At 40.9% G+C, this 24061-nt stretch carries 18 protein-coding genes, 3 tRNA genes and 1 pseudogene; 13 read left to right on the top strand and 9 right to left on the bottom strand.

Annotated elements, in window-relative coordinates; genetic code table 11:
- Positions 1 to 76 precede the first annotated feature (76 nt).
- The 6 genes and pseudogenes from G4Y78_RS21305 to G4Y78_RS21280 all read right to left on the bottom strand — a co-directional run bounded on the left by G4Y78_RS21305 (position 77) and on the right by G4Y78_RS21280 (position 7305).
- Entirely contained in the window at positions 77 to 1228 is a 1152-nt protein-coding gene (locus tag G4Y78_RS21305) for a hypothetical protein (RefSeq protein WP_163834914.1), read from the bottom strand.
- 233 nt (positions 1229 to 1461) lie between these two features.
- Positions 1462 to 2987, bottom strand: a pseudogene (locus G4Y78_RS21300) (IS3 family transposase).
- A gap of 13 nt (positions 2988 to 3000) precedes the next feature.
- Positions 3001 to 3468 carry a CesT family type III secretion system chaperone gene (locus tag G4Y78_RS21295; protein WP_163834913.1) on the bottom strand — a complete coding sequence of 156 codons (468 nt, stop codon included), beginning with the start codon at positions 3466 to 3468 and terminating at the stop codon, positions 3001 to 3003.
- 307 nt (positions 3469 to 3775) lie between these two features.
- Positions 3776 to 4027 (bottom strand): transporter substrate-binding domain-containing protein, encoded by a 252-nt coding sequence (locus G4Y78_RS21290; RefSeq protein ID WP_230425629.1) that lies wholly within the window; start codon positions 4025 to 4027, stop codon positions 3776 to 3778.
- A gap of 426 nt (positions 4028 to 4453) precedes the next feature.
- The gene (locus tag G4Y78_RS21285) at positions 4454 to 6400 is read right to left on the bottom strand and encodes a type VI secretion system Vgr family protein (protein WP_163834911.1); all 1947 of its coding nucleotides are present in this window, start codon (positions 6398 to 6400) and stop codon (positions 4454 to 4456) included.
- 461 nt (positions 6401 to 6861) lie between these two features.
- Positions 6862 to 7305, bottom strand: a complete 444-nt coding sequence (locus G4Y78_RS21280) for an excinuclease ATPase subunit (protein WP_163834910.1) — start codon at positions 7303 to 7305, stop codon at positions 6862 to 6864.
- A 307-nt stretch (positions 7306 to 7612) separates the two neighbouring features.
- Between G4Y78_RS21280 and G4Y78_RS21275 the strand changes: the two genes are divergently transcribed.
- The 4 genes from G4Y78_RS21275 to G4Y78_RS21260 all read left to right on the top strand — a co-directional run bounded on the left by G4Y78_RS21275 (position 7613) and on the right by G4Y78_RS21260 (position 11674).
- Positions 7613 to 8230, top strand: coding sequence for a MarC family protein (locus G4Y78_RS21275; protein WP_163834909.1), 618 nt, complete (start codon positions 7613 to 7615; stop codon positions 8228 to 8230).
- Between the two features lie 126 nt (positions 8231 to 8356).
- Positions 8357 to 9844, top strand: coding sequence for a glutamate--cysteine ligase family protein (locus tag G4Y78_RS21270; protein ID WP_163834908.1), 1488 nt, complete (start codon positions 8357 to 8359; stop codon positions 9842 to 9844).
- On the top strand, positions 9841 to 10875 hold the full coding sequence (locus G4Y78_RS21265) for a M14 family metallopeptidase (RefSeq protein ID WP_163834907.1): 1035 nt from the start codon (positions 9841 to 9843) through the stop codon (positions 10873 to 10875). The genes G4Y78_RS21270 and G4Y78_RS21265 overlap by 4 nt, the downstream gene beginning before the upstream one ends.
- Positions 10876 to 10918: 43 nt before the next feature.
- Positions 10919 to 11674, top strand: a complete 756-nt coding sequence (locus G4Y78_RS21260) for a 4'-phosphopantetheinyl transferase family protein (protein ID WP_163834906.1) — start codon at positions 10919 to 10921, stop codon at positions 11672 to 11674.
- Here G4Y78_RS21260 and G4Y78_RS21255 read toward each other — a convergent pair.
- Positions 11671 to 12210, bottom strand: a complete 540-nt coding sequence (locus tag G4Y78_RS21255) for an HAD family hydrolase (RefSeq protein ID WP_163834905.1) — start codon at positions 12208 to 12210, stop codon at positions 11671 to 11673. The two genes, G4Y78_RS21260 and G4Y78_RS21255, sit on opposite strands and share 4 nt — an antisense overlap.
- Positions 12211 to 12497: 287 nt before the next feature.
- Here G4Y78_RS21255 and G4Y78_RS21250 point away from each other — a divergent pair, with 287 nt between their 5' ends.
- Positions 12498 to 13031, top strand: a complete 534-nt coding sequence (locus G4Y78_RS21250; RefSeq protein ID WP_163834904.1) for a hypothetical protein — start codon at positions 12498 to 12500, stop codon at positions 13029 to 13031.
- A gap of 185 nt (positions 13032 to 13216) precedes the next feature.
- Here G4Y78_RS21250 and G4Y78_RS21245 read toward each other — a convergent pair whose 3' ends face one another.
- A complete protein-coding gene (locus tag G4Y78_RS21245; RefSeq protein WP_163834903.1) occupies positions 13217 to 13900 on the bottom strand; it encodes a TIGR01621 family pseudouridine synthase in 684 nt (227 codons plus the stop codon).
- 140 nt (positions 13901 to 14040) lie between these two features.
- On the bottom strand, positions 14041 to 15573 hold the full coding sequence (locus G4Y78_RS21240; RefSeq protein ID WP_163834902.1) for a SpoIIE family protein phosphatase: 1533 nt from the start codon (positions 15571 to 15573) through the stop codon (positions 14041 to 14043).
- A gap of 143 nt (positions 15574 to 15716) precedes the next feature.
- Here G4Y78_RS21240 and G4Y78_RS21235 point away from each other — a divergent pair, with 143 nt between their 5' ends.
- The 8 genes from G4Y78_RS21235 to G4Y78_RS21200 all read left to right on the top strand — a co-directional run bounded on the left by G4Y78_RS21235 (position 15717) and on the right by G4Y78_RS21200 (position 24054).
- Positions 15717 to 16136, top strand: a complete 420-nt coding sequence (locus G4Y78_RS21235) for a PilZ domain-containing protein (protein WP_163834901.1) — start codon at positions 15717 to 15719, stop codon at positions 16134 to 16136.
- Between the two features lie 353 nt (positions 16137 to 16489).
- Positions 16490 to 19096 carry an alanine--tRNA ligase gene (gene alaS, locus G4Y78_RS21230; protein WP_163834900.1) on the top strand — a complete coding sequence of 869 codons (2607 nt, stop codon included), beginning with the start codon at positions 16490 to 16492 and terminating at the stop codon, positions 19094 to 19096.
- 181 nt (positions 19097 to 19277) lie between these two features.
- Positions 19278 to 20513, top strand: coding sequence for an aspartate kinase (locus G4Y78_RS21225; protein ID WP_163834899.1), 1236 nt, complete (start codon positions 19278 to 19280; stop codon positions 20511 to 20513).
- Positions 20514 to 20751: 238 nt separating this feature from the next.
- Entirely contained in the window at positions 20752 to 20937 is a 186-nt protein-coding gene (gene csrA / locus G4Y78_RS21220; RefSeq protein ID WP_163834898.1) for a carbon storage regulator CsrA, read from the top strand.
- A 60-nt stretch (positions 20938 to 20997) separates the two neighbouring features.
- A tRNA-Ser gene (locus G4Y78_RS21215) sits at positions 20998 to 21090 on the top strand.
- A gap of 96 nt (positions 21091 to 21186) precedes the next feature.
- Positions 21187 to 21263 (top strand) — tRNA-Arg (locus G4Y78_RS21210).
- Positions 21264 to 21430: 167 nt separating this feature from the next.
- A tRNA-Arg gene (locus G4Y78_RS21205) sits at positions 21431 to 21507 on the top strand.
- 456 nt (positions 21508 to 21963) lie between these two features.
- The gene (locus G4Y78_RS21200) at positions 21964 to 24054 is read left to right on the top strand and encodes a putative bifunctional diguanylate cyclase/phosphodiesterase (protein ID WP_163834897.1); all 2091 of its coding nucleotides are present in this window, start codon (positions 21964 to 21966) and stop codon (positions 24052 to 24054) included.
- Positions 24055 to 24061 lie beyond the last annotated feature (7 nt).

The raw sequence follows: 24061 nt of genomic DNA, 5'->3' as shown, positions 1-24061 counted from the left end.
AGTGCTCTTTATGTGGTAATCTGATATTCTTTCATATATTTTCTAGTTGGGTTTATCGGCGGGCTTTGAGTAGAGATTAGACTTTATTTTTAGGATTTAATTCGTTTACTGCTTTTTCTGCTTTATTTAAAAACGATTGGTCAGCTCCAACGGCTGGTTTAAGTTCCTTGTTTAATGTTTCATTAGCCAGCTGGTAAATCTGCTCTGGGCTTGTTCTTATAGCACCAGATTTGTTAGTTTGATCGGACGGGTGCTTAAAGACACGGAAAGGGCCATGTCCCGTACTGCCAGGTTCACTTACTTTATACTGATCTGCACCAATTTGTTCTTTCAATGGTGTTTTTGTGGCTACGTCTAACCAATTTCCACTCTGTTGATAGGAGCGACCGTGGTATCCAGTAAGGCTATCATAGTGCTTTGCATTATGATCTTGATTAACCAGGTCTGCCATTTTCACCTTTGCGTTGAACTTCTCTGCATATTTTGAGCGAAGACTATCTGATTCACCCATTGTTCCCATACTCTGGTTTTCAGGAAGTTCCGAGGTATTTCCTCCTCGAGTGTAACTGATTAACTTTTCGTTAAAAGCTGTCGAGTATGCTTGGAGGTGGGGGCTTGGTCCTACTTTCAAATCAACTGTCACCCCTCTTTGAGAGCCACCAAGATACGACTTGGTAAGGTCAACCATATTGAATATATGATCTCTTTCAGGCTTGCCATCTGCAGGTATCGCCTTCAGCCAGCGCTGAAGTAGCTCTCGTGTGTCACTGAGTTTCTTTTTCGGGCTGTTATTATCCGTTACCAAATTGTCGGCATCGAGCGTATCTTTGAGGGAGATGATATTAGCATCGCCTTGCTGTAGCCCTAAACTCGCTGGGGTGTGCTTCATCTCTTCTGTAAAAGGATGTGTGTAGATATTAACTTGGTGGCCAAGTGCCCTCCAAGAATATATATTGAACTTATCCAAAGCGCCAAGCGGTTTATCTCCCAGATAAACGTTGTTGATAATTATTTGTTTACCTCCATCCGAAACGGTAATGCCTCTATGCTTACTAAGCGTGTCAGTAACACTTGTTGTTTGTTGAGATGGGCAACTTGCTAGGTCTTGTGCTGGCGCAATCTGTTGTGCATTTCTAGCAACTGAGGCTGTTGGTTGTCTCGTAGCATCAACACTTGCTCCAGAACAAACCGTCCCAGATTGCATTAAGGATGATGTCGAGGCTTTCATACTAATATTCCTTGGGTTTCGGTGTTTGTCAACGTAGTTGTCGTGTTATCTTCTTATCTTCATCGAGCTATCTCAAAACGTGAGGCATAATAAATATTAATAATCAATTTAGGGCTAATTATTAATAACACAGACAACACCCATTGCTCCTTCTGGTGGACGCCTTGCGATGCAAAGCATCCATCCTCAGCAGCTTCAATTAAAGAGGGGAGTTGCACAGTTTTAAATGGATATTAACGAGTTTGATTTCTCTCAGGGTTTAAGTGGACTTCATCTGCCAACTCCCAGTTTCGTATATTCCCACTCCATCGGTTAGGGGAAGCTGCTTTAGCTTGCTCATAAACCTGTTTCCGCCGGCTTAAAATAACTAGGTCTTCACCTGTATGGCGTTGTACCGGTGTTACAAACTTTAATCCACTATGCTGATGCTCATGGTTATACCAATGAACAAATTGATCAACCCACCGTTGAGCGCTTTCTAATGAGGTAAACCCTTGGTGAGGGAAATCTGGTCGGTATTTAGTGGTCTTAAATATGGACTCTGCATAAGCATTGTCATTGCTAACTCGCGGTCGACTATAAGAAGGCTCAATACCAAGTTCAGCGAGTTTGACTTGTAAAGCGCTTCCCTTCATTGGACTCCCATTATCTGAATGTAATATCAGGGGCTGCTGGTGAATTTTATGGAGATTTTCCCGCCAGAAGGCTTTCTGTATTAAGTCTGCCGCTAGGCTACTACGCTCACAATCGTGCACCTCCCAGCCAACCACCTTGCGGCTGAAAACATCAAGGATCAAATACAGGTAAAAAAAGATGCCGGTGACGGGACCTGGCAACCAAGTGATATCCCAGCACCAAAGTTGATTAGGGCCTGTCGCCGTGTGGGTGGTTTTCGGTTTGGGTTGACGAGATTGGGTCTTCCCTCGATGGGTTGATAACCCTTCTGCCCGCATGAGCCGATAAAAGCTGGCTTCACTGGCAATATACTCACCTTGATCTGCTAATTTAGGCACAATCTGAGAAGGTGGGAGGTCAGCAAACTCCGGTGAATTCAGCGTTTCTCGCATCTGTTGATGAACATTGGGAGGCAGCTTATTAGGCGGCAATGGACGCTGTGCAGTGGTGCGGCCATCCGGTTGTAGCTCACCGCCTTGCTGCCACCGTTGATAAGTGCGCGGGGTTAACCCTAATACTTCACAGGCCTTAAATTGCCGAGCCCCTGCAGTTGTGGCTTCCCCAATTAACTGAACTGTTTGTTGCCTATCCGCATACGACGTTAGGCTTCCTCGTCCGGTCCCCAGATTGACTGAGCTTTTTTTTGAAGGACTAACAGGGCCGCGGCTTCGGCCAGTGCTTTTTCTTTTCGCTTTAGCTCTTTTTCAAGTTGTTGGCACCGCTGCTTTTCCACTTGCAAGCTTTTCTTTAGCTCCTGGGAGGGTTGCTCTGGCTGAATAAATGCCTGTTTCCACTGCTCAACTTGCTCAACATACAACCCTTTTTTTCGGCAATAGGCTGCTAGCTCTGCTTGAGATAAGGCCGCTGTCTCAATGATCACATTAAGCCTTTGTTCTGATGACCAGCTTTGATTTGATGTTTCTTTCGGCATGTTGGCAGATTGACTTCGCACTTTGGTTTTCCAAGTATGCAGGGTTGACTGAGGAATGCCAGTCATTTTGTGTACCACTGGGACTGATTTATTTTCGGGTGGGAGCAATAGCTTTAAGATATTTTCTTTTTGCTGTTTGGTATATTTAGCCATCAGTTATCTGTCGTCATCTCAGTGAATAAAAACGACAACTAGCCTGACAGAGAGGGGTTTGGTTTGCTGGTAATGTTTCCGAAGAGGCGATGCTTGATGAAAATTCCTGCTTCAGAGAATAGCTTTTGGATATGTAGTTATCGACTAAGTTAACAAAGCCAACTTGATCAAGGCTTGCCATATTTCTTGAATGGCATAAAACTAAATCGTTACCTATTAAACTGAGCCAGCACCCTTCCATTTTAGCCCCATTAGCATTCGCTAATAATGCACGCTCCATTAATAAGGATTTATTCTCACGGTCCACGTTAATCAACGGACTACAAAATGAAATAAGGTTGCTTCTATTATCTACACTCAATCCAATTTTTATATCGAGATTATTTTCTTCAAAGTTACAAACACCATTGATTAATGTAAGATCGGTATTTATAGCCTTTAGCCAAGTTTCAACTTGAAGGTATTCATTCAAATTTTGCAATGTATTACCCCGCCTTGAATATTCCACCAACTCTCTAATTGGTAATCTAAACACTTATAAAAAAATCAATATCAAATATAATCATTTTTTTTTAGAATAGCGCGAATTTTAAAAAAATAAATATAGAAGACATAGTGCCATAAATATTAAAGTATCCCTTCAGTGTATGCTAATTGAAGTCAGCAGAGGGTTTTGAAAAGACGAGAGGGAAGGGTGTCGGAAATATAAAGCACTCAACTTTCATGTATCAGTCATATTATTTATCTCTTTAGCAGAATGTTTATACTAGCATTAATTAATACAGTTTTTATTTGGGTAGAAAATATTGTTTATACAGCTGTTTATATTTTCCTGACTGTTTTAAGTGTTCAAAGACTCCTTGCCATTTGCTGATTATTTCATCTGAAATGTTTTTTGAAAAAGCAATATACCCACTTGATTCTAATAAAATAACTGGCGTTTGCCGAATATTTTTAGTAATTATTCCTGCTTCTTTTAGCTTTTTGTTGACAGTGCTACTGGCTGATGGAGTAAGATTTACTCTCTTTGATTTTAGCATTTTAAAGCAATTCACGTAACTGACATTTGATACAATATTTGTAAACCCTTTTTTCCGGAATTTTGTGGATAGCATAAATTTTTTTAGGGTTATGCCTCAAAAGTATATCCAAATACTAAGTTATGTGGTTTTTACTCAATACAGGTCTTTTCAAATTATATAACACTTGTCGTATAATTATTATATCTTAGTAGGACATATTGGATGAGATAACGATTATGGCAGTGGTATAAGGGATATAGCTAGAGTAATGGGTGCCAGCTAAAATACTGTCATTAATACATTAAAAAAAAGAACACCAATTACAAGCTGTTAATCAACCATTTGCTTTTCAAAGACCAATCAAATGCATGATATTGTGATTGGTCTTTTTATTAATCGCTATGAGTTAGGCCTTCAAATATGAGTAGACACACTTTTGAGTCACTACCGTTGATTTTTATCAGATTCTGCGGCCTGAGAAGACTCTTTAATACTCACCCCACTACCGGAACCAGCGCTACCACCTTCGTTAATTTTAAGGGTAGCGCCTTGAAACGCGACACCGGATGGGTCTAGTTTAGCAAAGCTACCACCGCCTTTTAAAGTGAGTTCCACTCCAGCATCAATGACAACTTTATCGCCGGCTTTAATATGAATTTCATTACCGGCCTGGATCATGTACTGACTGCCAGTTTTACCGTGTAAACTGTCGCCAATTGTTGTGTGACTATCCTGGTCGATAGTGATGTATTGGTTACCATCGATTTGTTGGTGGTGGTTGCCTTTAGTGTGCTCATAGCTATTGTTGCCCACCACTAAATGACGTTCGTTGCCGATGGTTTCCCGTTTGTCGTTTTTAACCCGAACTTCTAGGTCTTTTTCCGCATGAATAAAGACTTGTTCGCTGCCTTTTTTATCTTCAAAACGGATTTCGTTAAAGCCTTCACCGCCGGGTGTACTGTTGGTTTTAAAAGTGGTGCGGGTTTTATGGTCGGGTAATTTATAAGGAGGTTTATCCCGACCATTATATAAACAGCCCATCACAATTGGTTGGTCAGGGTCGCCATTAATAAATTTCACCAACACTTCGGTGCCAATCCGGGGTACTTGTAAATCCCCCCATTGTTTACCCGCCCAGTTTTGTTTGACCCGTACCCAACAGGAGCTGTTTTCATTGTATTGGCCATCTCGGTCCCAGTGGAATTGAACTTTGATTCTGCCGTATTTATCGCAGTAGATTTCTTCCCCTTTGGGACCAGTCACAAACGCTGTTTGGCTACCCCGAATTTTGGGTTTGGGGGCTAACGGTTGGGTTTTAAGCTGGTGGTCTCGTGGGGTGGCAATAATACGGTTGCTGTAGCTGCTGCCTCTACCTGTGTCGTGTTCTTCCAGTACTTGAGTTTGAATACCATCATGAATCACCTCGGTGAGTAACCAATAGTGATCATAACGGCTGTCATCGTAGTTTTGTAATTGGAAAAAATGCCCGGCTGATACATGAGGGCTGTTACTGAAGCCATCCCCGGTTAATTTAACAGATTTATAGGCTTTGATGAGATTTTCAGCTTTTTGCTTGCCGGCGGTTGGGTTTTGATACGACACATTATGTTGATAAACTTCTAAGCCACTCAACCCGGATTGATCATCACTGGCAGATTCTTTAACTTCCAAGTTCAGGCTTGGGTGTTCAAAATTGTAATCCCGAAACACAACAGTATTCGGTTGGGCTTCTGCAGTTACATAAAACTGGCTGATAAAGTAATGCGTGGTTTCCATTCCGGCCTGGTATTTATACTCCAGCTCAGGGGTAACTGGGACAGGCTTAAAACTGTAGTGGCTATCACTGATCACCATGACACAGTTATTGCTAGTTTGTTCAATAAAGTAGTGCAGGCCGTCTTCTGCCATTAGCCGGTGAGTAAAGTCTAAATCGGACTCTTGATATTGAGTGCAATATACGCGGATGGGTAATTCGCCAGTGATTTGAAACTTGAAATCGTCGGTGGTTAGACCTGCATTCAGCAACACTTGCCGGATAATGGCATCAGCGGTGAGGTTTTGGAAAATCTTTAAATTAACCCGGTAGTGCAGCAAGGACACTTTAGGTGTCAGTTCAAACCGATAACGACAGAAGCGACCAATAGGGTCACTGATTTGGTTGGCGTGAATAATACCGTTGATGTATCGAGGCTCGTCAGGATCATGGATCACTAATTGGGCGGGTTGCTGCAAAATCGCATCAAGATCCAGGTCAAAATTTTCACAAACCGTATCAATAGTAAACACATAAGGGCGGGAAATACCCTCTTGCCCTTCAAATCGGACCACCCGTAGGCTGTCCTCAACCCCTTTTATGCTAAAGGTAAAACGGCTACTGTTACCTACATCCATGACTGCACCTACAAATAAGAGGGTTACGCCTTTTGTAGAACCCTCATAGTTAACTAAGAAACACTGGGGGTACATTAAAAGGGGAGAGCAAAAAGCGCAAGTACAGATACGATAAGTCAATAACAGAATGGCCTTTAAGCACTTAGAGATAATGGTATTTATTAATGGCTGGGGTTGCTTGAAGCACTGATAATAAGAATGGATGTTTTTTGCTCAATTAATGGGAGGGGGTTAAGTTTGATGTTGGATCGTTGGGGGGGTATTAACTATCAACGTGAATGCTGGCAGTTTAGATAAATATTTTCTAATTTTCCGTAGCATTAAAAGCAGAGTTGTAATATTTTCAATTTTTATAGAATTTATTTGATATGTGGTTTTTCCATTTCCTGTATCATTAAAAAACAGTAATTTTATGCTTTTTAAAGCCCACTAATATAAGTTGCTTATTAGTGGGTTTTCAGTTATTGCGCTAATTTTACAACGGTTCCTTTCAAGGTAACGCCAGCGATTAAGGCACCTGCACCGCATTCAAATTCACTGGTGCTGGAAATTTCATTTTTCTTGTAATAGGACTTAATGTTGACTACTGCATTACCTCCTTCTTTTAAGGCACGTTCTTGTAGTGAAATGAGAGCAGACAAAATAACCCATTGACAAGCTTCTTTATCAGACTTGTTAAAAGCATTGGTTTTTTTGTTTGACATATATTCCCCAAGTGTATTTAACACTCTTGGGGTAGGTTGGTTGCCGAAATATAATGGCACATTAGACAGTAATTTCTCTTTGGCTGCTGGTTTACTCAATGCTTCCTGGATTGAATACATTACGCGGGTATCGCGGGCTTCAACGTTGCTAATAGACAATATGGAGAAGGTGAGTAGTGTGCAAAAAGCTTTTGGTTTCATAGGGTTATATCCTATATTATGGGGCCTGAAAGTACCGGAGCACAAAAGGTACTACTGTCACAAAAATCGACATAAACTTCAAGGAACAAATGTAAGGTACTAAACCTACATCTCAGTTGTTGTACGCTCTTATATATCTTTCTCTTTGGTTATATTTTAGGCTGTCGTATTGTTGCTGCGAAACTAGTTTAATTGATAAGTGATAGTGTCACTGGCTATCTCACATAATAGGTTAAAGCAGCGTTGTTTATATAAATGTAATCAAATAAAATCGCATCTTTATTTGTTATTTAGTGAAAGGTTTATAATGTTTGAGCTATATCATCATGTGTTAACAGTGTTTTTGGGATTTTTTGCAATTATGAACCCCATTGCTAATACGGCTGTTTTTATAAGCCTGACTGGCAAAGAAGATAGATCATCTCAAATTAGAGTTGCTTGTAGAGCACTTATAATTTCATTTTTTATTATCCTAGTTTTTTCTATTTTAGGGAAAGCTATTTTTCATTTGTTTGGTATTTCATTACCAGCATTAAGAATTGCAGGTGGTATCCTTATTTTTATAGTGGGTTATCAGATGTTGCATGGAAGCAGTTCAGATATGCATAAACCACGAGAGAATGAAGTTAGTGATATATCAGTTTCCCCTTTAGCAGTTCCTATTTTAGCTGGCCCTGGCACTATAGCAACAGCAATGAACTACTCTGCAACAGGTCAGGTAATAGAAATTTGCATTACGGTTGTGACTTTTGCGGTGCTTTGCTTAATTACTTTTCTAAGTTTTATATTTGGTCAAAAAATGATAAGGGTTCTTGGTGAAAGCGGATTAAGTATTGTTACTCGCTTGATGGGATTGATTTTAACTGTAATAGGCATACAAATGCTTATTACAGGCACTTTTAGTGCAATAAAAGCATTTGGTTGATAAGATCGTTGGCTTAACAGTTTCAACTATGCCAACGATTTAGAGTTTTATTGCTGAGAAAGGAATTTGTGGTAGAGTTAAAAATACAATAATAGCCATAAGATAACTATAACGTTAAGGATAACAATGGGCATATCTATTGAAAGTGATACCTTTTCTAATCAGGATTTTGTTCTTTTTCAGCAAAAAGTGCGTGATGACTTAGATGTACTGAAAAAGCTGTTAGCAAACCCTGAGTTTGGGCAAGGTCCTGCTTCTCTCGGTGCTGAACTAGAGTTCTATATTGTGGATCAGCATCTAAAGCTTTTGCCTATCAATCTTGAAATTAATGCTCAACTGCAAGATCCTCAGCTCACTGTAGAGTTAAATAGGTTTAATTTGGAGTATAATCTTAGCCCTCAGCCGTATAAAGGTTCACCCTTTGTTGCTATTGAGGAGGAGTTAAGCTCTGCTATAAGAAAAATAGATGAAGCTGCCAGTCTTCATAGTGGTCAAGTAATTCCCATAGGTATTCTTCCAACACTATCTATCAAGGATTTTCATGACCAAACAATGACAGATATTCCTAGGTATAGAGCACTTTCCAATGCGTTATGTAAGATGCGTGGTGGCCCTTTTACAATAGCAATTGATGGGAAAGAACCGATCAAGCTAGAAGTTGATGATATTACCTTAGAAGGTGCAAATACTTCTTTTCAAGTCCATTGGCGAGTGCCTGCTAATCAGTTTGCAGATTATTTTAACGCTGTCCAGCTGGTGACACCAGTTGTACTCGCTTTGTCTTCTAATTCACCCAGTTTGTTTGGACACCATCTATGGGCAGAAACGCGAATTGCTTTATTTAAACAATCTATCGATAGCCGTGTATCCCGTGAGCAACGTTGGCGACACCCTCCACGGGTATTTTTTGGAACTGGCTGGGTAAGAGAAAGTGCCTGGGAGTTATTTGCTGCATCTGCAGCATTATTTCCTCCTATTATTCCAGTGATTGGGGATGAGAACCCGTATGCTTGTTTAGCTGCTGGAAAAGCGCCTAAGTTAGAAGAGATGAGGTTGCATCAAGGTACTACTTGGCAATGGAATCGGGCAATATATGATGATGCTGATGGAGGCCATTTACGTATTGAAATGCGCTTTTTGCCGGCAGGTCCTTCATTGATCGATATGAGTGCTAATGCGTTGTTTGCTATAGGGTGTGCGTTGGCGGTTTTACCTGATATCAAACATTTAACCACTGTTTTACCGTTTAATTATGCTGAACATAACTTTTATCGAGCAGCAAAGCTGGGTATGGATGCCAGGTTGGTGTGGCCATCCACAACACAGGTTCAGTTACATGAAGAGCCGGCATTACAAATTGCCAAGCGCTTATTACCAAAAGCATGTCAGGCATTGGAAAAAACTGGCTTGTTTGGCTCTGAAATAAAACGATTAATGAGTGTTATTCAGGGGCGTATCGAACAACGCATGTGTGGTGCTAAATGGCAGCGTTTAGTTACAAACCACTTACTAAAACAGACTAGTAAAGAGGAAGCATTTGCAGGCATGTTGGCCGAATATATTCGAGGTTATCGTAGTGGTAAGTCAATTAGTGAATGGGGTATTCCATTATGAACGACCACACTTCGTCACTGATTAATGTATGGTCTCAGCCTCAGCCACATGATATTGGTTATTCAGTAGATGACTTTATTGCGTTATTAAAGCAACCAACCATTATTAGGTTATCTGGAAGAGATACTAACCGTTCTAGGGTCGTGTCTACCTTGCTGCATGGAAATGAGCCTTCCGGCTTACATGCAGTTTTTCATTGGATTAAATCCCAAAAAAAACCAGCTGTGAATACAGTATTTTTTATTGGCTCTGTGGTTGCAGCACGAAAGCCGCCAGTTTTTTCTAATCGGCATTTACCTGAACATAGAGATTTGAATCGTTGTTTTAAAGGACCATTTGATGACTATTCGGGACAAATTGCGAAATTATTTTTAAACTTTTTGGATGAGGAACAGCCTGAGTGTCTGGTTGATATTCATAATACGTCAGGAGCTGGGCCCGCTTTTGCTGTTAGTATTTGTAATGATTTATCGCATCAGACGCTAACTTCTCATTTTGTTGATCGATTGGTTGTCACGAATCTTCGTTTAGGATCACTCATGGAGTTGTCCGAAAAAGGTATACCAACAGTAACTATAGAGTGTGGAGGGAGTCAGGATGAGCATGCACATCAGTTGGCCATAGAGTCTGTTGATCGTTTTCTGTTACTTGAGAATGTGTTTCGAGAGTCTATTACAGACTGGGGGCTTGAAATATTACACAATCCTGTCCGTGTTGAGCTGATGCCTCATGCCACTATAGCCTATAGTGCCAACCCAGTTGATGGCGTTGATATTACTTTGCCTCCTGATATTGAACACTTAAACTTTGGGGTAGTAGATACGGATACTCGGTTAGGTTGGCTAGGCACAAAAGGAGTGGACTGCTTTAAGGTGTTTACTCAAGAAGGGAAGAATGTTGCACTTGAATTGTTGCGGGTAGAAGGTAATCAACTATTTCCCAAACAGCCGGTAAAAATTTTTATGATCACCACTAATCCTACCATAGCCAAAAATGATTGTTTGTTTTATGCCGTTACTTGCCGACTCTAATCATTAATAAGTTAATTTATAGAAATACTGCAAGCGAGGTATAGTGTTTGTTTTTCACCAGTTTGATGAGGCTGTTTTGACGGAAGACATGATAGTAGCAAGTAATGGACGGGTAGACATTTGGATATGTCATTCGCCAGATGGGGGGGGGATAGCTGAAGAGTGGTTAGGTAGTGAAGAAATGGCGCGATTTCAGCGTTATCGTTCCCCTGCAAAGCAGCAACAGTTTTTAGCGGCTCGAGTATTTTTAAAAAAAACACTCAGCCATTATGTGCTTCTAAAACCAAGCCAATGGCAGTTTAGTGTGAGTAAATATGGCAAGCCGGTTATTGATTGGCGGGAGAGTGGTTTGCTATCAGATCCGCAACTGTCTTTTAACCTTTCTCATAGTCGTGACTGTCTAGCATTGGTTGTTACCCAGGAAAACCCTGTGGGTATTGATGTCGAGTCTCTCTACCGGTCAAGACCATGGTCCAAGTTGGCTAAACGGGTTTGTACTGAGCAGGAGCAAAGTGATTTATCTCGTTTGCCTCAAGCACAACAATTTAGTCATTTCATTAAATTATGGGCACATAAAGAAGCCGTATTAAAAGCAATGGGCTTGGGGATCAACAGTCAGTGGCCAATGAGTCGTTTGGGATTTAAGCTGACCACAGCAGATAAGTTGGATTTTATTCCACCTGTAGATTTCCCTCATTCTCAAGTAGACTTCCGTAGTCTTTACTTCAATGGCACTTGGTGTGCTTGTGCGATATTGGATTATGCAAGCGCTATTGAGTGGAAAATAAAGTATCTCTAAGCCACTTGTTGGTGCCAACTTCGCTTGTCAATTGAGCGAATATTGTCAGTTTCTTCTATTGAAGCTAAATAACTCATCAGCAACTTAAGTTCTTTATCGGCTGGCTCTCCATAATAGGGGGCAACAGGAATCAGGTTGCTGTATTGTCGCTCTAGCTTTTCAGGTGAGTCATCAATGACAATAACATTTTGCAGATCGTAGCCATGCCGTTTTACTTTTTTTAGGTCCTTAATGTAGTAATTACAATCAAGCTCAGAGTGGTAATGAGTAATACAGCGATCTCTCGCCCAAACAAATTCTAATTGATCTGCAGAACCAAATAGATAAGAAACAATAGTGTCTGCATAAAACTGGTTACCAGTGGTCCATACTGCCAATTTAAAGTGTTGCTGGCAAAACTCCAAAAACTCATCCAGGTAAGGGCGAGTGTAAATAAAGTAGGGGCATGCAACAAAAGCATGGGGAAGCTCTAAGGGGATCAGTTCAGCATGAATAAGGGTTTCATCAAGATCAAGGATAAGTAGCTTGTCAGACATCGTCTCGCTCCCAGGGGAAAGCTGTAGTTGACTGTAAAGGGACCCCTGCTAGTAATTATAAGCAATTACAGTCAATAAATGACTTATCCATTAGAAGAAAAAGCTTATACAGATAAATACTTTATACTAATTAGTGATGACTAGGCTTTTTGGAGTGGCCATCGTTCATGTTGATTATGAAGGAAAATAATAAACCTATTCAAAGTGGATTTCTGAAAAATAGCTGTTTGTTGGCGACTAAACTATGAGTTTAAACATTACTAGTGTAAGTAGTGGGGTGAGTCAGGATGTTAACCTTCAAGACCATGCATTTGCCTTCATTATATTATGTATTAAATTGGCGGCGAAAATTGGTTTTTAATGAAAAGCGTAACCTGCTGTATATCCATGACCTGGATGAGTTTAATGACGAAGCACTAATTTATACCAAGGTACTGGATAAAATTCGTTGGCCAGAAAAGCAGCAAGTGGGGTTGCAGGTACTGTTATGTTTGCTAGCTCGGGCAATGCCTTCACAGGGAGATGATAGTTTTTTCAATTGTTTAGGACGGCCATTTGCTCGAGGAATGGAGTTTGATGAAGTACGCTTTCAACAAGTCATAGAGGCTAAAACCTGGGATGACTTTTTTAATGCAATGCGGTCGGCGGTAAAACACCTAAATATTATCAAGGCAAGTTATACCATCAACGACTTATGTCATTTAGTGTTTCATCGAGCATTGGAATGGCAAGATAGAAAAAGCTTTTTATGGGATGCTAAAGATGCGTTTTCATTAATTGCTGCTGACCAGTTTTATAATGGCCGTTATCAAGTAGCTTAATATTCTTCGTGAATGCTTTTTATACCCCTAGGGCACAAGGGCTTTGTTGTCTTCGTTCTTCACCCCAGTCACTTAGTTTTATCTAAGCTCCTAGGGCTTTATCACTCGACGGCCTCGCCTAAAAAAACCTTCACTTGGAGTATGTTTTTTATAGTTATCCTTTAAATACGTTTCGTGAGTGGTTGTTAAACTTTCGGCCAATTTAATAACCAGGGTTTGCTCAGTTGAGATAACTGCTGTTGTATAGATTCCAAGGTAAACAGACGACCTGTGTTGGGCATACAGTGTAGCTGAATTAACTGGTCTTGGTAGTAAAACTGCAGGGCAAAGGCATGTAAATATCCACGGTCAATGGTTTCATCTGGGGTTGGGTAGTAGCGTTTGTCTCCAATGATTGGAGAGCCCAGGCTTTTAAGTGCCACACGAATCTGATGGGTTTTTCCTGTATAAGGTTTGATCAAAAACAAGCGTAGCCCTTTTTCACAACCATAACTAAAAAAATGACTGATAGCTGGGTTTTCAGCTGAGCGTTGTAATTTCCAAGTTCCTCGTCGGGAACGAACCATGTCGCCTTTCACTAACCCTTGTTTTTTACTGGGGCGTTTATCTGTTAAGGCAATATAGTATTTCTCTATTTTTCGTTGTTGAAAAGTGGATGATAATAAGCCATTAGCTGTAGTTTTTTTTGCCAGAATTAATAAACCTGAGGTGATTTTATCTAGCCGATGGACTAAAAATAGTTGCGGTTCGTTCAATTGCTGCTGAAGCTTTGCCACAAAGCTAACAGCTTGATCGTCTTTATGCACACTCACCCCAGTTGGCTTGTCAATGACGACAAAGTCGGGGTGGTCAAACATTATATTTATCATAAAAAAGAATACTGTACCTACAACTAGCAATCGAGCTATCAAGTTTATCGCAACAAATACAACATTTATAGCCAGTTAGGCTGTCGAAAAAGCTGAGAAATAGAAAACGTTCCGTGAGGTAATATAGGGGGCGTAGATGGTTAATTTTCAGCTAAGCCTATCATTAATATGGAGGTATCATCGGGTAGTGGTTTAGATGCATGGGTTTGAAAAATCTGATAGACATTTTCGATAGACTTAGTAACAGGTTGGGTACGATTTTCCAGGAAAGCATTTTTTACAACGTTTTCTAACTGCTTTCGCCCTTCAGCTGTGTCGGCGGACTCAAATAAACCATCGGTATAAAGAATTAATTGTTGACCTGGATGAAATACCAATTGAGTTGAATGATAAATGACTTCGGGCATTAAACCTGGTAGTGGCCCTGAGCATTCAATTTCTTCAATATGTCCACCACTAAGAAATAAAGGGGCAGGGTGTGCTGCAGAGGCAATTGATACCGTTTGCTCATTAATAATTCTTAATGCAATACAGGTAACGATAGTCGCTTGCATTACATCATTGGATTCTGCTGCCTTAGAAAGTGAAGTTAGGATTTCTCCAGGATCAGTATAAACTTGCGTGCAAGCATGGAATAAACCATGAAAAAAACCAGCAAAAGCATGAGCAAAAAATTTAGCCTGTTCACCATGGCCCATTACATCACCTAAAATAATGGTATGTTGATCAGCGCTTTTGTAAATAAAATCACCTCCCCCTGCAGAAGCGGCTTGCATTTTTAAAGCTAATTCAAATTTACCGATTTTCTGGGGGACTTGTACTCGCAAAGTATTGGTTACATCATGATCTAGTTTATCGCCTAACGTGGCTTTAATATGCTTCGTTCTATTTAAGGAACGCTCAATAGCCGCAATTAGCTTTTCTTTTTTGGTTGGCTTTATTAAAAAGTCATCGATGCCGAGATTAGAAGCAGAAAACTCTGTTTCAGCATGCCCCGTGAGAAAAATAAATGGCATATGGTTAGTGGACGGACTGGCTGCAAATCGCTGGCGGACTTCTAAACCATTTAATCCTGGCATTTCCATATCCGAAATAACAAGGCTGACTGGGTGGCGGGTAATGTCAGTAACAGCTTTGCTTGGGTTTTGATAGGTAGTGATGTCATATTTGCTTTTTAAATAATGCTTTAGAATCGCCAGAGTAGTAGCGTCGTCATCTATAATAGCGATAGAGGGCTTGTCCTGAGTTGAATATAATTTAGTAATTTCAAAACAGTTAAGTGGTTGGCTGCTTGAGCCAGCAATATATTGAAAGCAGGGAAATCGAGAAACTACAATACCCAGCCCCATGCCCCCTTCCCGCAATTCATTATCATTCAACGCTTGCTGGCTATTTTTTACTTTAATTGCAAAGTCGGAAAAAGGGTTTCCATCATCATAGACCTGTAATGCCCAGCGATTGTTATCTTGAAAAAATACAACTTGAATATGCTTGGCAGCAGGACAGCCGTATTTAACTACATTAGTGGCAATTTCGCTGAAGGCGAGCTGGAAATTTTGTTGAATTTCTTCAGGAAGTTGAGTAGAGGATAGGACATTGGCCAGTTTAAGTCTTAATTCGCGGACGTTGTTAAAACTGGCTGGCAGTTGTTCATCCATAAACTTGAGTGTCATATCCTTGTTACCTATCTCAGGATGAATTGATCTGGTTATCAACTCTTCTCTACTAATAGTGTAGCGAGAATTGTAAGAAACAGTGGATTAATCAAAGCCTGGGAAGTCTGCTATTTTACTTAGAACAGGGAGCAGTGTTCAGTATGGTAACCACTATGGCAAATGATCAGCAACGGCAGTCTTTTCCCCAATCAAACAAGCTTGAGCAACGAGCCCATGCACGGGTTGAGCGAGTGGAGCGGGCCTTAATTGAAACCTATACAGGTAGTACGAATAATGGTGTAGGCATAACTGTTTCAGCAAAAACCACGAATGTTTCAGTAACAGGGTTTCAGGTTAAACTAACGGAACCGCTCAAAGTTGGCAGTATTTTAAATACCTGTATTGCGGTAACTGATCATCAGGCTCGCTACTGGCTGATTGCTGAAGTGCGCTGGTGCGGTAGAAACTACCCTGCCAAAGGGTATACGGCTGGCTTTTGTATTATACCGGGTGAAGGCTCAGACTATCAGCGTTGGCTAGAAGCATTTGCTGGAATTGACCAGCACGCCCGAAGAGCTTAGCTCTTCATCCTCTTCTACCTCTTTATTTTGTATTGATGTGTCTTGAACAGGCTTGTAGGGTGGCTGTGTTCTGGTAAGCAAGTGTCGTATAGCCCCACAAAGCACAACTAGCTCAATAGGATGAGAGTGACGTAAATCTTCTTATCGTTGTATAATCTCCTGTTTGTCATAGCCGCTTAGCAAAAGTGTAGGTGTGGTTGTCACATGACCTAATTGTTATTCATGGTAAAGCCACCACACATTGCACAATCAACATAAAATAGCCGAAGCGAATGTTTTTTCGTAAGAGGGTTGCTAAGTCAGCTACTGGTTTAGATACATATTTAATTAAGCCCTGATGATGGGACGCCACTATGAAAAGCGCAGAGATACGATCAGCATTTTTAAATTATTTTAAGCGCCAGGGACATGAAATTGTAGCAAGCAGTTCATTGGTGCCGCCTGCTGATGACAAGACCCTGTTATTTGCCAATGCAGGGATGAATCAGTTTAAAGATGTTTTTTTAGGAAGAGAGGCACGCTCTTATACTCGAGCGACCACTGCGCAACGTTGTGTTCGAGCTGGCGGTAAACATAATGATTTAGAAAATGTCGGCTATACGGCTAGGCATCATACTTTTTTTGAAATGTTGGGTAATTTTAGTTTTGGCGACTATTTCAAACGTGAAGCTATTCGTTACGCTTGGGAGTTTTTAACCGAGGAACTAAAACTACCCAAGGATAGACTTTGGGTCACTGTTTATAAAGACGATAAAGAAGCAGAAGACATTTGGTTTAATGAAATTGGTATTGATCAAACCCGTTTTTCTCGGTTGGGAGAAAAAGATAATTTCTGGTCAATGGGTGATACTGGTCCCTGTGGCCCCTGTTCCGAAATTTTTTATGACCATGGCCCTGAGATAGCAGGTGATCCACCAGGAGGACCCAATGATGATGGCGATCGCTATATCGAAATTTGGAACCTGGTTTTCATGCAGTACAACCGTACTGCTGATGGCAAAATGGAGCCACTACCCAAGCCATCTGTTGACACCGGTATGGGGTTGGAGCGAATTGCGGCGGTTATGCAACAAGTGCATAGTAATTATGAAATCGATCTTTTTCAGCATTTGTTAAAAGCAGCTTCTAAAGAATTGGGTGGTGTTGATCTTGCCGCTAAGTCATTGCGGGTAATCGCTGATCATATTCGTTCTTGTGCTTTCATTATTGCTGATGGTGTACTGCCTTCCAATGAAGGACGCGGCTATGTATTACGCCGGATTATACGTCGGGCGATTCGTCATGGTAACAAGTTAGGAGCCAAGGGCGCATTTTTCCATAAATTACTCCCTGCGCTGACAGAGATGATGGGTGATGCTTATCCAGAGCTAGTCAGTGGCCAGCCACATATTGAGCGAATTTTACTAAAAGAAGAGGAGCAGTTTAGTAAAACCCTTGATAATGGGATGAAGATTTTAGAAGAAGTAATTGCTGGGCTGAAAGGTAAAGTGATTCCTGGCCAGACAATCTTCACCCTATATGACACTTATGGTTTTCCTGTTGATTTAACCAATGACATTGCTAGAGAGCGTGGCTTAACGCTGGATATTGCTGGTTATGAAGCTTTAATGCAACAAACGGCAGATGCAAATAGAAAGCGTAAGGTAACTGTTGACTATAATGCTGCCTTAAATCTAGAAGGACAAACCGACTTTACTGGTTATCAACAGTTAGTGCATCAGGCTACCATTAGCCATATTTTGGTGGGGGGGGAAGCAGTACAGCATGCAGCTGAAGGCCAGAAGGCTGTATTGGTTTTAGATAAAACCCCTTTCTATGCAGAGTCTGGTGGTCAAGTAGGTGACAAAGGCGTGTTGCGTTGGGATGGTGGGCGGTTTGAAGTTGTTGATACTCAAAAAGAAACTGACCATCACCTTCATATTGGTACTATCAAGCAAGGTCAGTTAACCGTTGGTCAGCAGGTAGAGCTGGTCGTTGATCAAGAAAAGCGTCAGGCCACGGCACTTAACCATTCTGCGACCCACTTATTACATGCAGCCCTACGTAAAGTCTTGGGTGACCATGTATTACAGAAAGGCTCATTGGTGGATAGTGAGCGGTTGCGGTTTGATTTTTCTCATTATGAAGCGGTTACTTCTGAGCAGTTAGCCCAAATAGAAACACTCGTTAATGAGCAGGTCCGTGCTAATACGCCTGTGGCAGTAGAAGTCACTGATATGGATACTGCCAAAGAAAAAGGTGCAATGGCACTGTTTGGTGAAAAGTATGGTGAACAAGTACGACTGTTAAGTATGGGAACCAATGGTTTCTCAGTCGAATTATGTGGGGGTACCCATGTGGATCGTACGGGGGATATTGGCACTTTTGTGATTGTTGCTGAAACAGGTATTGCTGCTGGTGTGCGACGGATAGAGGCTATAACAGGAAAAGCTGCTTTAAACTGGTTGAAGCAGGGTGAACAACACTTGCAGACTATTGCTGGGTGGATAAAAACCAGCCGTGATAATGTGGTAAGCAAAGTGCAGGATTTACTCGAACGGCAACGCCAGATGGAGAAGCAGCTTAGCCAACTACAGCAGAAACTGGCGAGTTCATTAGGTAATGACTTAATGGCAAGTGTTAAAGAAGTGGCAGGTGTAAAAATGCTAGCTGCTGAATTAACGGGTGTTGATCCTAAAGCGTTGCCCGATACTATTGACCAGTTGAAAAATAAGCTAGGTTCAGGGGTGGTTGTGTTAAGTATCAAGGTTGCTGACGATAAGTTAGCAATTGCCTCTGGTATTACAAAAGACTTATGTGGTCAAATTAAGGCCGGTGAGTTATTAAGTTTTGTTGCTAAGCAAATAGGAGGTAAAGCAGGTGGCAAGCCAGACTTTGCTCGTGGAGGCGGTAACCAGCCAGAAAAAGTAGCAGGGGCATTAGCCTCAGTTGAAGGGTGGCTGGCTGATAAACTGAAATAACTTTAACTCGCTACTGCATTATATAGAGGAAGGTTCATTAATAGCCTCTATATAATGCAAGAAAATTGGAAATAGGTAGTGTGTACTGATTAACCATCTTATAATAAGCCGCTTCTTGATAGCCAAGTTATTGATATTAGATCGTCACACTTAAAAGCAGAGTGCAAAAAATTAACGTAATATGGCATTAATCGTACAGAAATTTGGTGGTACTTCCGTTGGTACCATAGAACGAATTCAGGAAATAGCTGATAAAGTAAAGGCATTTCGTGATCAAGGTGATGATATTGTTGTTGTTGTATCAGCAATGAGTGGTGAAACCAACCGCTTGATTGGGCTTGGCAACCAAATTCAACAAAAACCTACCCCCCGTGAAATGGATGTTTTGTTATCCACTGGTGAGCAAGTGACGATAGCATTATTAACCATGGCTTTGAATGAGCGGGGTTGTCCTGCCAGATCATACACTGGTAGCCAGGTTACAATTAAAACTGATAGTGCTTTTAATAAAGCACGTATTGAAGATATCGAGAAAGATAAAATTGTTAATGACTTGACTGCTGGCCGGGTTGTGGTAGTTGCTGGGTTTCAGGGTGCTGATAGCGAAGGTAATATAACCACTTTAGGTCGAGGTGGTTCTGATACAACAGCTGTTGCATTAGCAGCTGCTCTAAAAGCAGATGAGTGTCAGATTTATACTGATGTAGATGGTGTATATACCACAGATCCACGTGTTGTAGATAATGCACGACGTTTAGAAAAAATCACTTTTGAAGAAATGTTAGAAATGGCCAGTTTGGGTTCAAAGGTGTTGCAAATTCGTTCAGTCGAGTTCGCGGGCAAGTACAGTGTTCCATTACGAGTTTTGCATAGTTTCCAAGAAGGGCCAGGTACACTAATTACATTAGAGGATGAGGACTCTATGGAGCAACCACTGATTTCTGGTATTGCGTTTAATCGTGACGAAGCCAAGTTAACCGTTAAAGGAGTACCGGATATTCCAGGAGTTGCCTCACGAATATTAGGTCCAATCAGTCGTGCCAATATTGAAGTAGACATGATTATTCAAAACGTGGCCGAAGATAAGACAACAGATTTTACCTTTACTGTGCATCGTAATGACTACCAGCAAGCCATGGAGCTACTGGAAGAAACGGCTAAAGAGCTGGGTGCCACTGAATGTGAAGGTGATAATAAAATCGCCAAGGTATCTATTGTTGGGGTAGGTATGCGCTCCCATGCTGGTGTGGCAACTACGATGTTTGATGCTTTGGCTAAAGAAGGAATTAATATTCAAATTATTTCCACTTCAGAAATTAAAGTATCGGTGGTTATTGCAGAGAAATACCTTGAACTTGCGGTGCGTGCGTTACACTCAGCATTTGAACTTGATCAAGTGCCTGGTGGAGAGGGTTAAATATACTCCGTTTAGTGAAAATACGCATAGATTACACTCACCTAGCGACTACACTATATTTATAGGTGGGTGTATAAAATTTAATCATTGTTGTAAGCAGTGATAACATCTAACTAAACCATTTCGATTCAGTAGTAGAAGAAATAGCAGCAACGTCAGTATTTACAAGCCGTTGAGATTATATAGCTTTGAAGTAGCTGTGGTTGTTGTTTAATCTCAATAAGCGAAGGAGATAGTAATGCTTATTTTAACTCGCCGTGTTGGTGAAACTCTCATGGTTGGCGATGACGTGACCGTAACTGTCTTGGGTGTGAAAGGCAACCAAGTAAGAATTGGTGTTAATGCACCAAAAGAAGTTGCTGTGCATCGTGAAGAAATTTATCAGCGTATTCAAAAAGAAAAAGAGGAAAAAGTAGGCAGCTAAATTTTTTTAAAAAGTACTTTGCTTTTCGCGCGAATCTGTTATTATTTCGCGCGTCGCTAAGGAGAGATGGCCGAGCGGCTGAAGGCGCTCCCCTGCTAAGGGAGTATACGGTTTGTAGCCGTATCGAGGGTTCGAATCCCTCTCTCTCCGCCATAGTTTTTTTGCCTGTTGTAGACGCTGTTATTTAGGCAAAGCTGAGCTGCGATTTTGTTGGCGGTTTTGCTGTAAATACTGAAGTGTCAATTTTGTGCGTCCGTAGCTCAGCTGGATAGAGTACCTGGCTACGAACCAGGCGGTCGGAGGTTCGAATCCTCCCGGACGCGCCATATTCAGTATACCATGCTTGGTATATTATTTAGAAAGGCCCGATTAGTCGTCGGGCCTTTCTAGTTTAGGCAAGCTGATTTGGTGTTGTAACTGTTTTGAGCTTAACCCTAAAAAATTAGTTTGACTCTTTTGGCAAAAAACTCTATATTACGCGCCCACATACAACGCGTCCGTAGCTCAGCTGGATAGAGTACCTGGCTACGAACCAGGCGGTCGGAGGTTCGAATCCTCCCGGACGCGCCATATTTATTATGTAAATATTGAAAAAACCCACAAGGTTATCCACATAACCTTGTGGGTTTTTATGTGCTTAAATATTTATTAAATGTTACTTCTTAATGCTCGTCTGGTTATTCCGCCTATTCTTCAGTCCCCTTTATTTATAAAGACTTTTTTATTGTGTTGGTAAGCTGATTTACTCTTTGGTTAAAAAAAAGCCCACCTCTGAAAGTGCTTTTAATTCGACTTTAGTTTGACTTGATCAGAACAAATTAACAGGTTTATCCACAGTTTTTGTGGGTAACTAAGGGTGTTGGCTTGTTGGTGGTTTTACCCAAAGTATTAGTAATACACTATACTGGGGGTATATTTGTGCAATGTTAACAGTTTAAAGCTGTATTTTAAGTGAGTTCGTAGTTAAGTTGATAATAACTAACTAGAAAAACAGATTACTTGGATGTTAACTACACAGGGCTGTGTATGAGTTTCGATCGGCTTTACGATCTTCAGGCAAAAGCAAGGCTGGCTAATTTAAGCAATAGTGAGCCTTGGGTTGGTATTTTAACTGCTCAAGGCCAGTGGTTATTAAAAAATAAGCCACTTGAAAGAGAGTTAAACGCTATAGCTAAAGGGCAGTGTCAGTCTGACTGGGTTGAGCTAATACATGATTTAAGTTGCTCAGATCAGTTAGCCAGTCACGGAACCAGTTTTTGTATTCCCAGTCCTATCCCTTCAAATCTACAACGTCGTTTATGGTGCCAACTATTACCTTTTGAAAAAAAGGAAAATCGTGGTGCTCTGGTTACCATCACTGAGCAATCCTCACTGGTTAATAAGGGAGATTTAACTGCGTGGCTTTCCATTTTGGAGGCTATTCAGGATGCAGCAATGCTATTTGATCAGTCTGGTGTATTACTGCATGGTAATACTTCTGCACTGCAGTTAATGGGGATACCAGAACTCACTCGACAGGACAATCACCATATAAGTCAGGTGTTTCCTGAGTTACAACTGAATAATACCGAGAATTTGCCTAAATGGTTAAGTCATAATAATGAGCGGTTTGGCGCAGGAAAGCGATGGCGTGAAGTGACTTTATTAAATGCCCAAGGTAAACCCTTATTGGTGATGATGACAATGTTGCCATTATCCATTCAAGGACAGCATTGGGTAATGGGTCTATTGAGGGATAACGCCAAACAATTTCTTTCTCAACAGAAGTTACTTAATTACTTATATCATGACCCGCTTACGGGCTTGGCAAATCGAGCACTATTTCAAGATAGACTGGCACAAGGTGTAATTCGCGCGCGCCGCCGAAAACGTAAGGTGGCTTTGCTGATCATTAACTTGGCTCGTTTTAAATTAATAAACGATACATTAGGTCATACTGCTGGTGATGAATTATTAAAACAAGTGGCTTTACGTTTGAAGCAGACTGTCAGAGATGAAGATACTGTAGCGAGATTGGGCAGTGATGAATTTGCAATTATTTTAGAAGATACGTTTGATCAGCATGATGCAGATGTAGTAGGGAGAAATGTTATTGCTGCATTAGGTGTTTCTTTTAAATTGCAAGAAAAAGAAGTTTTTATTTCTGCCAGTATTGGTATTAGCTTATTAACTTCACCGGCTGATAGTCATGAGGTCTTACTTAAACAGGCAGATATTGCCCTTTATAAGGCGCAGCAGTTAGGACCAAACCGCTATGAGTTTTTTTCTAAAGATATGAAAGCAGCTTCTGAGTATCGGATTCATCTAGAAAGCTGTCTTCATTATGCGCTGGCGAATCAGGAAATGGTGCTTTATTACCAGCCTCAAATAGATATTCATTTTGGTTGTATTGTCGGTTTTGAAGCATTATTGCGTTGGAAGCATCCGACAGAAGGTGTTTTATTACCTGGCTTGTTTGTTCCATTGCTGGAAGAAACTGGGTTGATTATCCCGGTCAGTGAGTGGTTGTTGGAAACTGCCTGTATACAACATCGTACTTGGATTTCCGAAGGAAAAGTGCCTCCTTATACATCAATTGCGGTTAATTTACCTACCCGGCTTTTAATGAGTGGTTGTTTATTATCAGTATTAGAAAAGGTGTTGCATATTAGCCAGTTACCCCCACAGTTACTGGAGCTGGAAATAACTGAAACGATGCTAATGCATGATATTAACTTTGCGATTAAGGAGTTAAACCAGGTAAAAGCATTAGGGGTGAGTATTAGCATTGATGATTTTGGCACAGGCTATTCTTCGCTGAGTTATTTAAGAAAACTACCTATTGATACGCTAAAAATTGACCAAATGTTTGTTGAAGATATTCCTGATGACCCGGATGCCGCCAGTATTGCCCGATCCATTATTAACCTGGCACATAATTTAAGGCTGCAAGTAGTTGCTGAGGGGGTGGAAAACGAAAAAGCCCTTGGCTTTCTGCAAGCTGAGGGGTGTGATATTTGTCAAGGCTATTTATTTTCTCCGCCATTGCCAGCAGAGCAATTACTTGAAAGTTATGAGCAGTTGACTGAAACCGCTTATATGGAGTCAACATTGGCGCCGCAGTCGGTTACCCATTGATGCACCC

Source organism: Spartinivicinus ruber, assembly GCF_011009015.1.
GTDB lineage: Bacteria > Pseudomonadota > Gammaproteobacteria > Pseudomonadales > Zooshikellaceae > Spartinivicinus > Spartinivicinus ruber.
The sequence above is the reverse complement of the archived record's forward strand: the minus strand, read 5'-3'. Positions and strand labels throughout refer to the sequence as shown.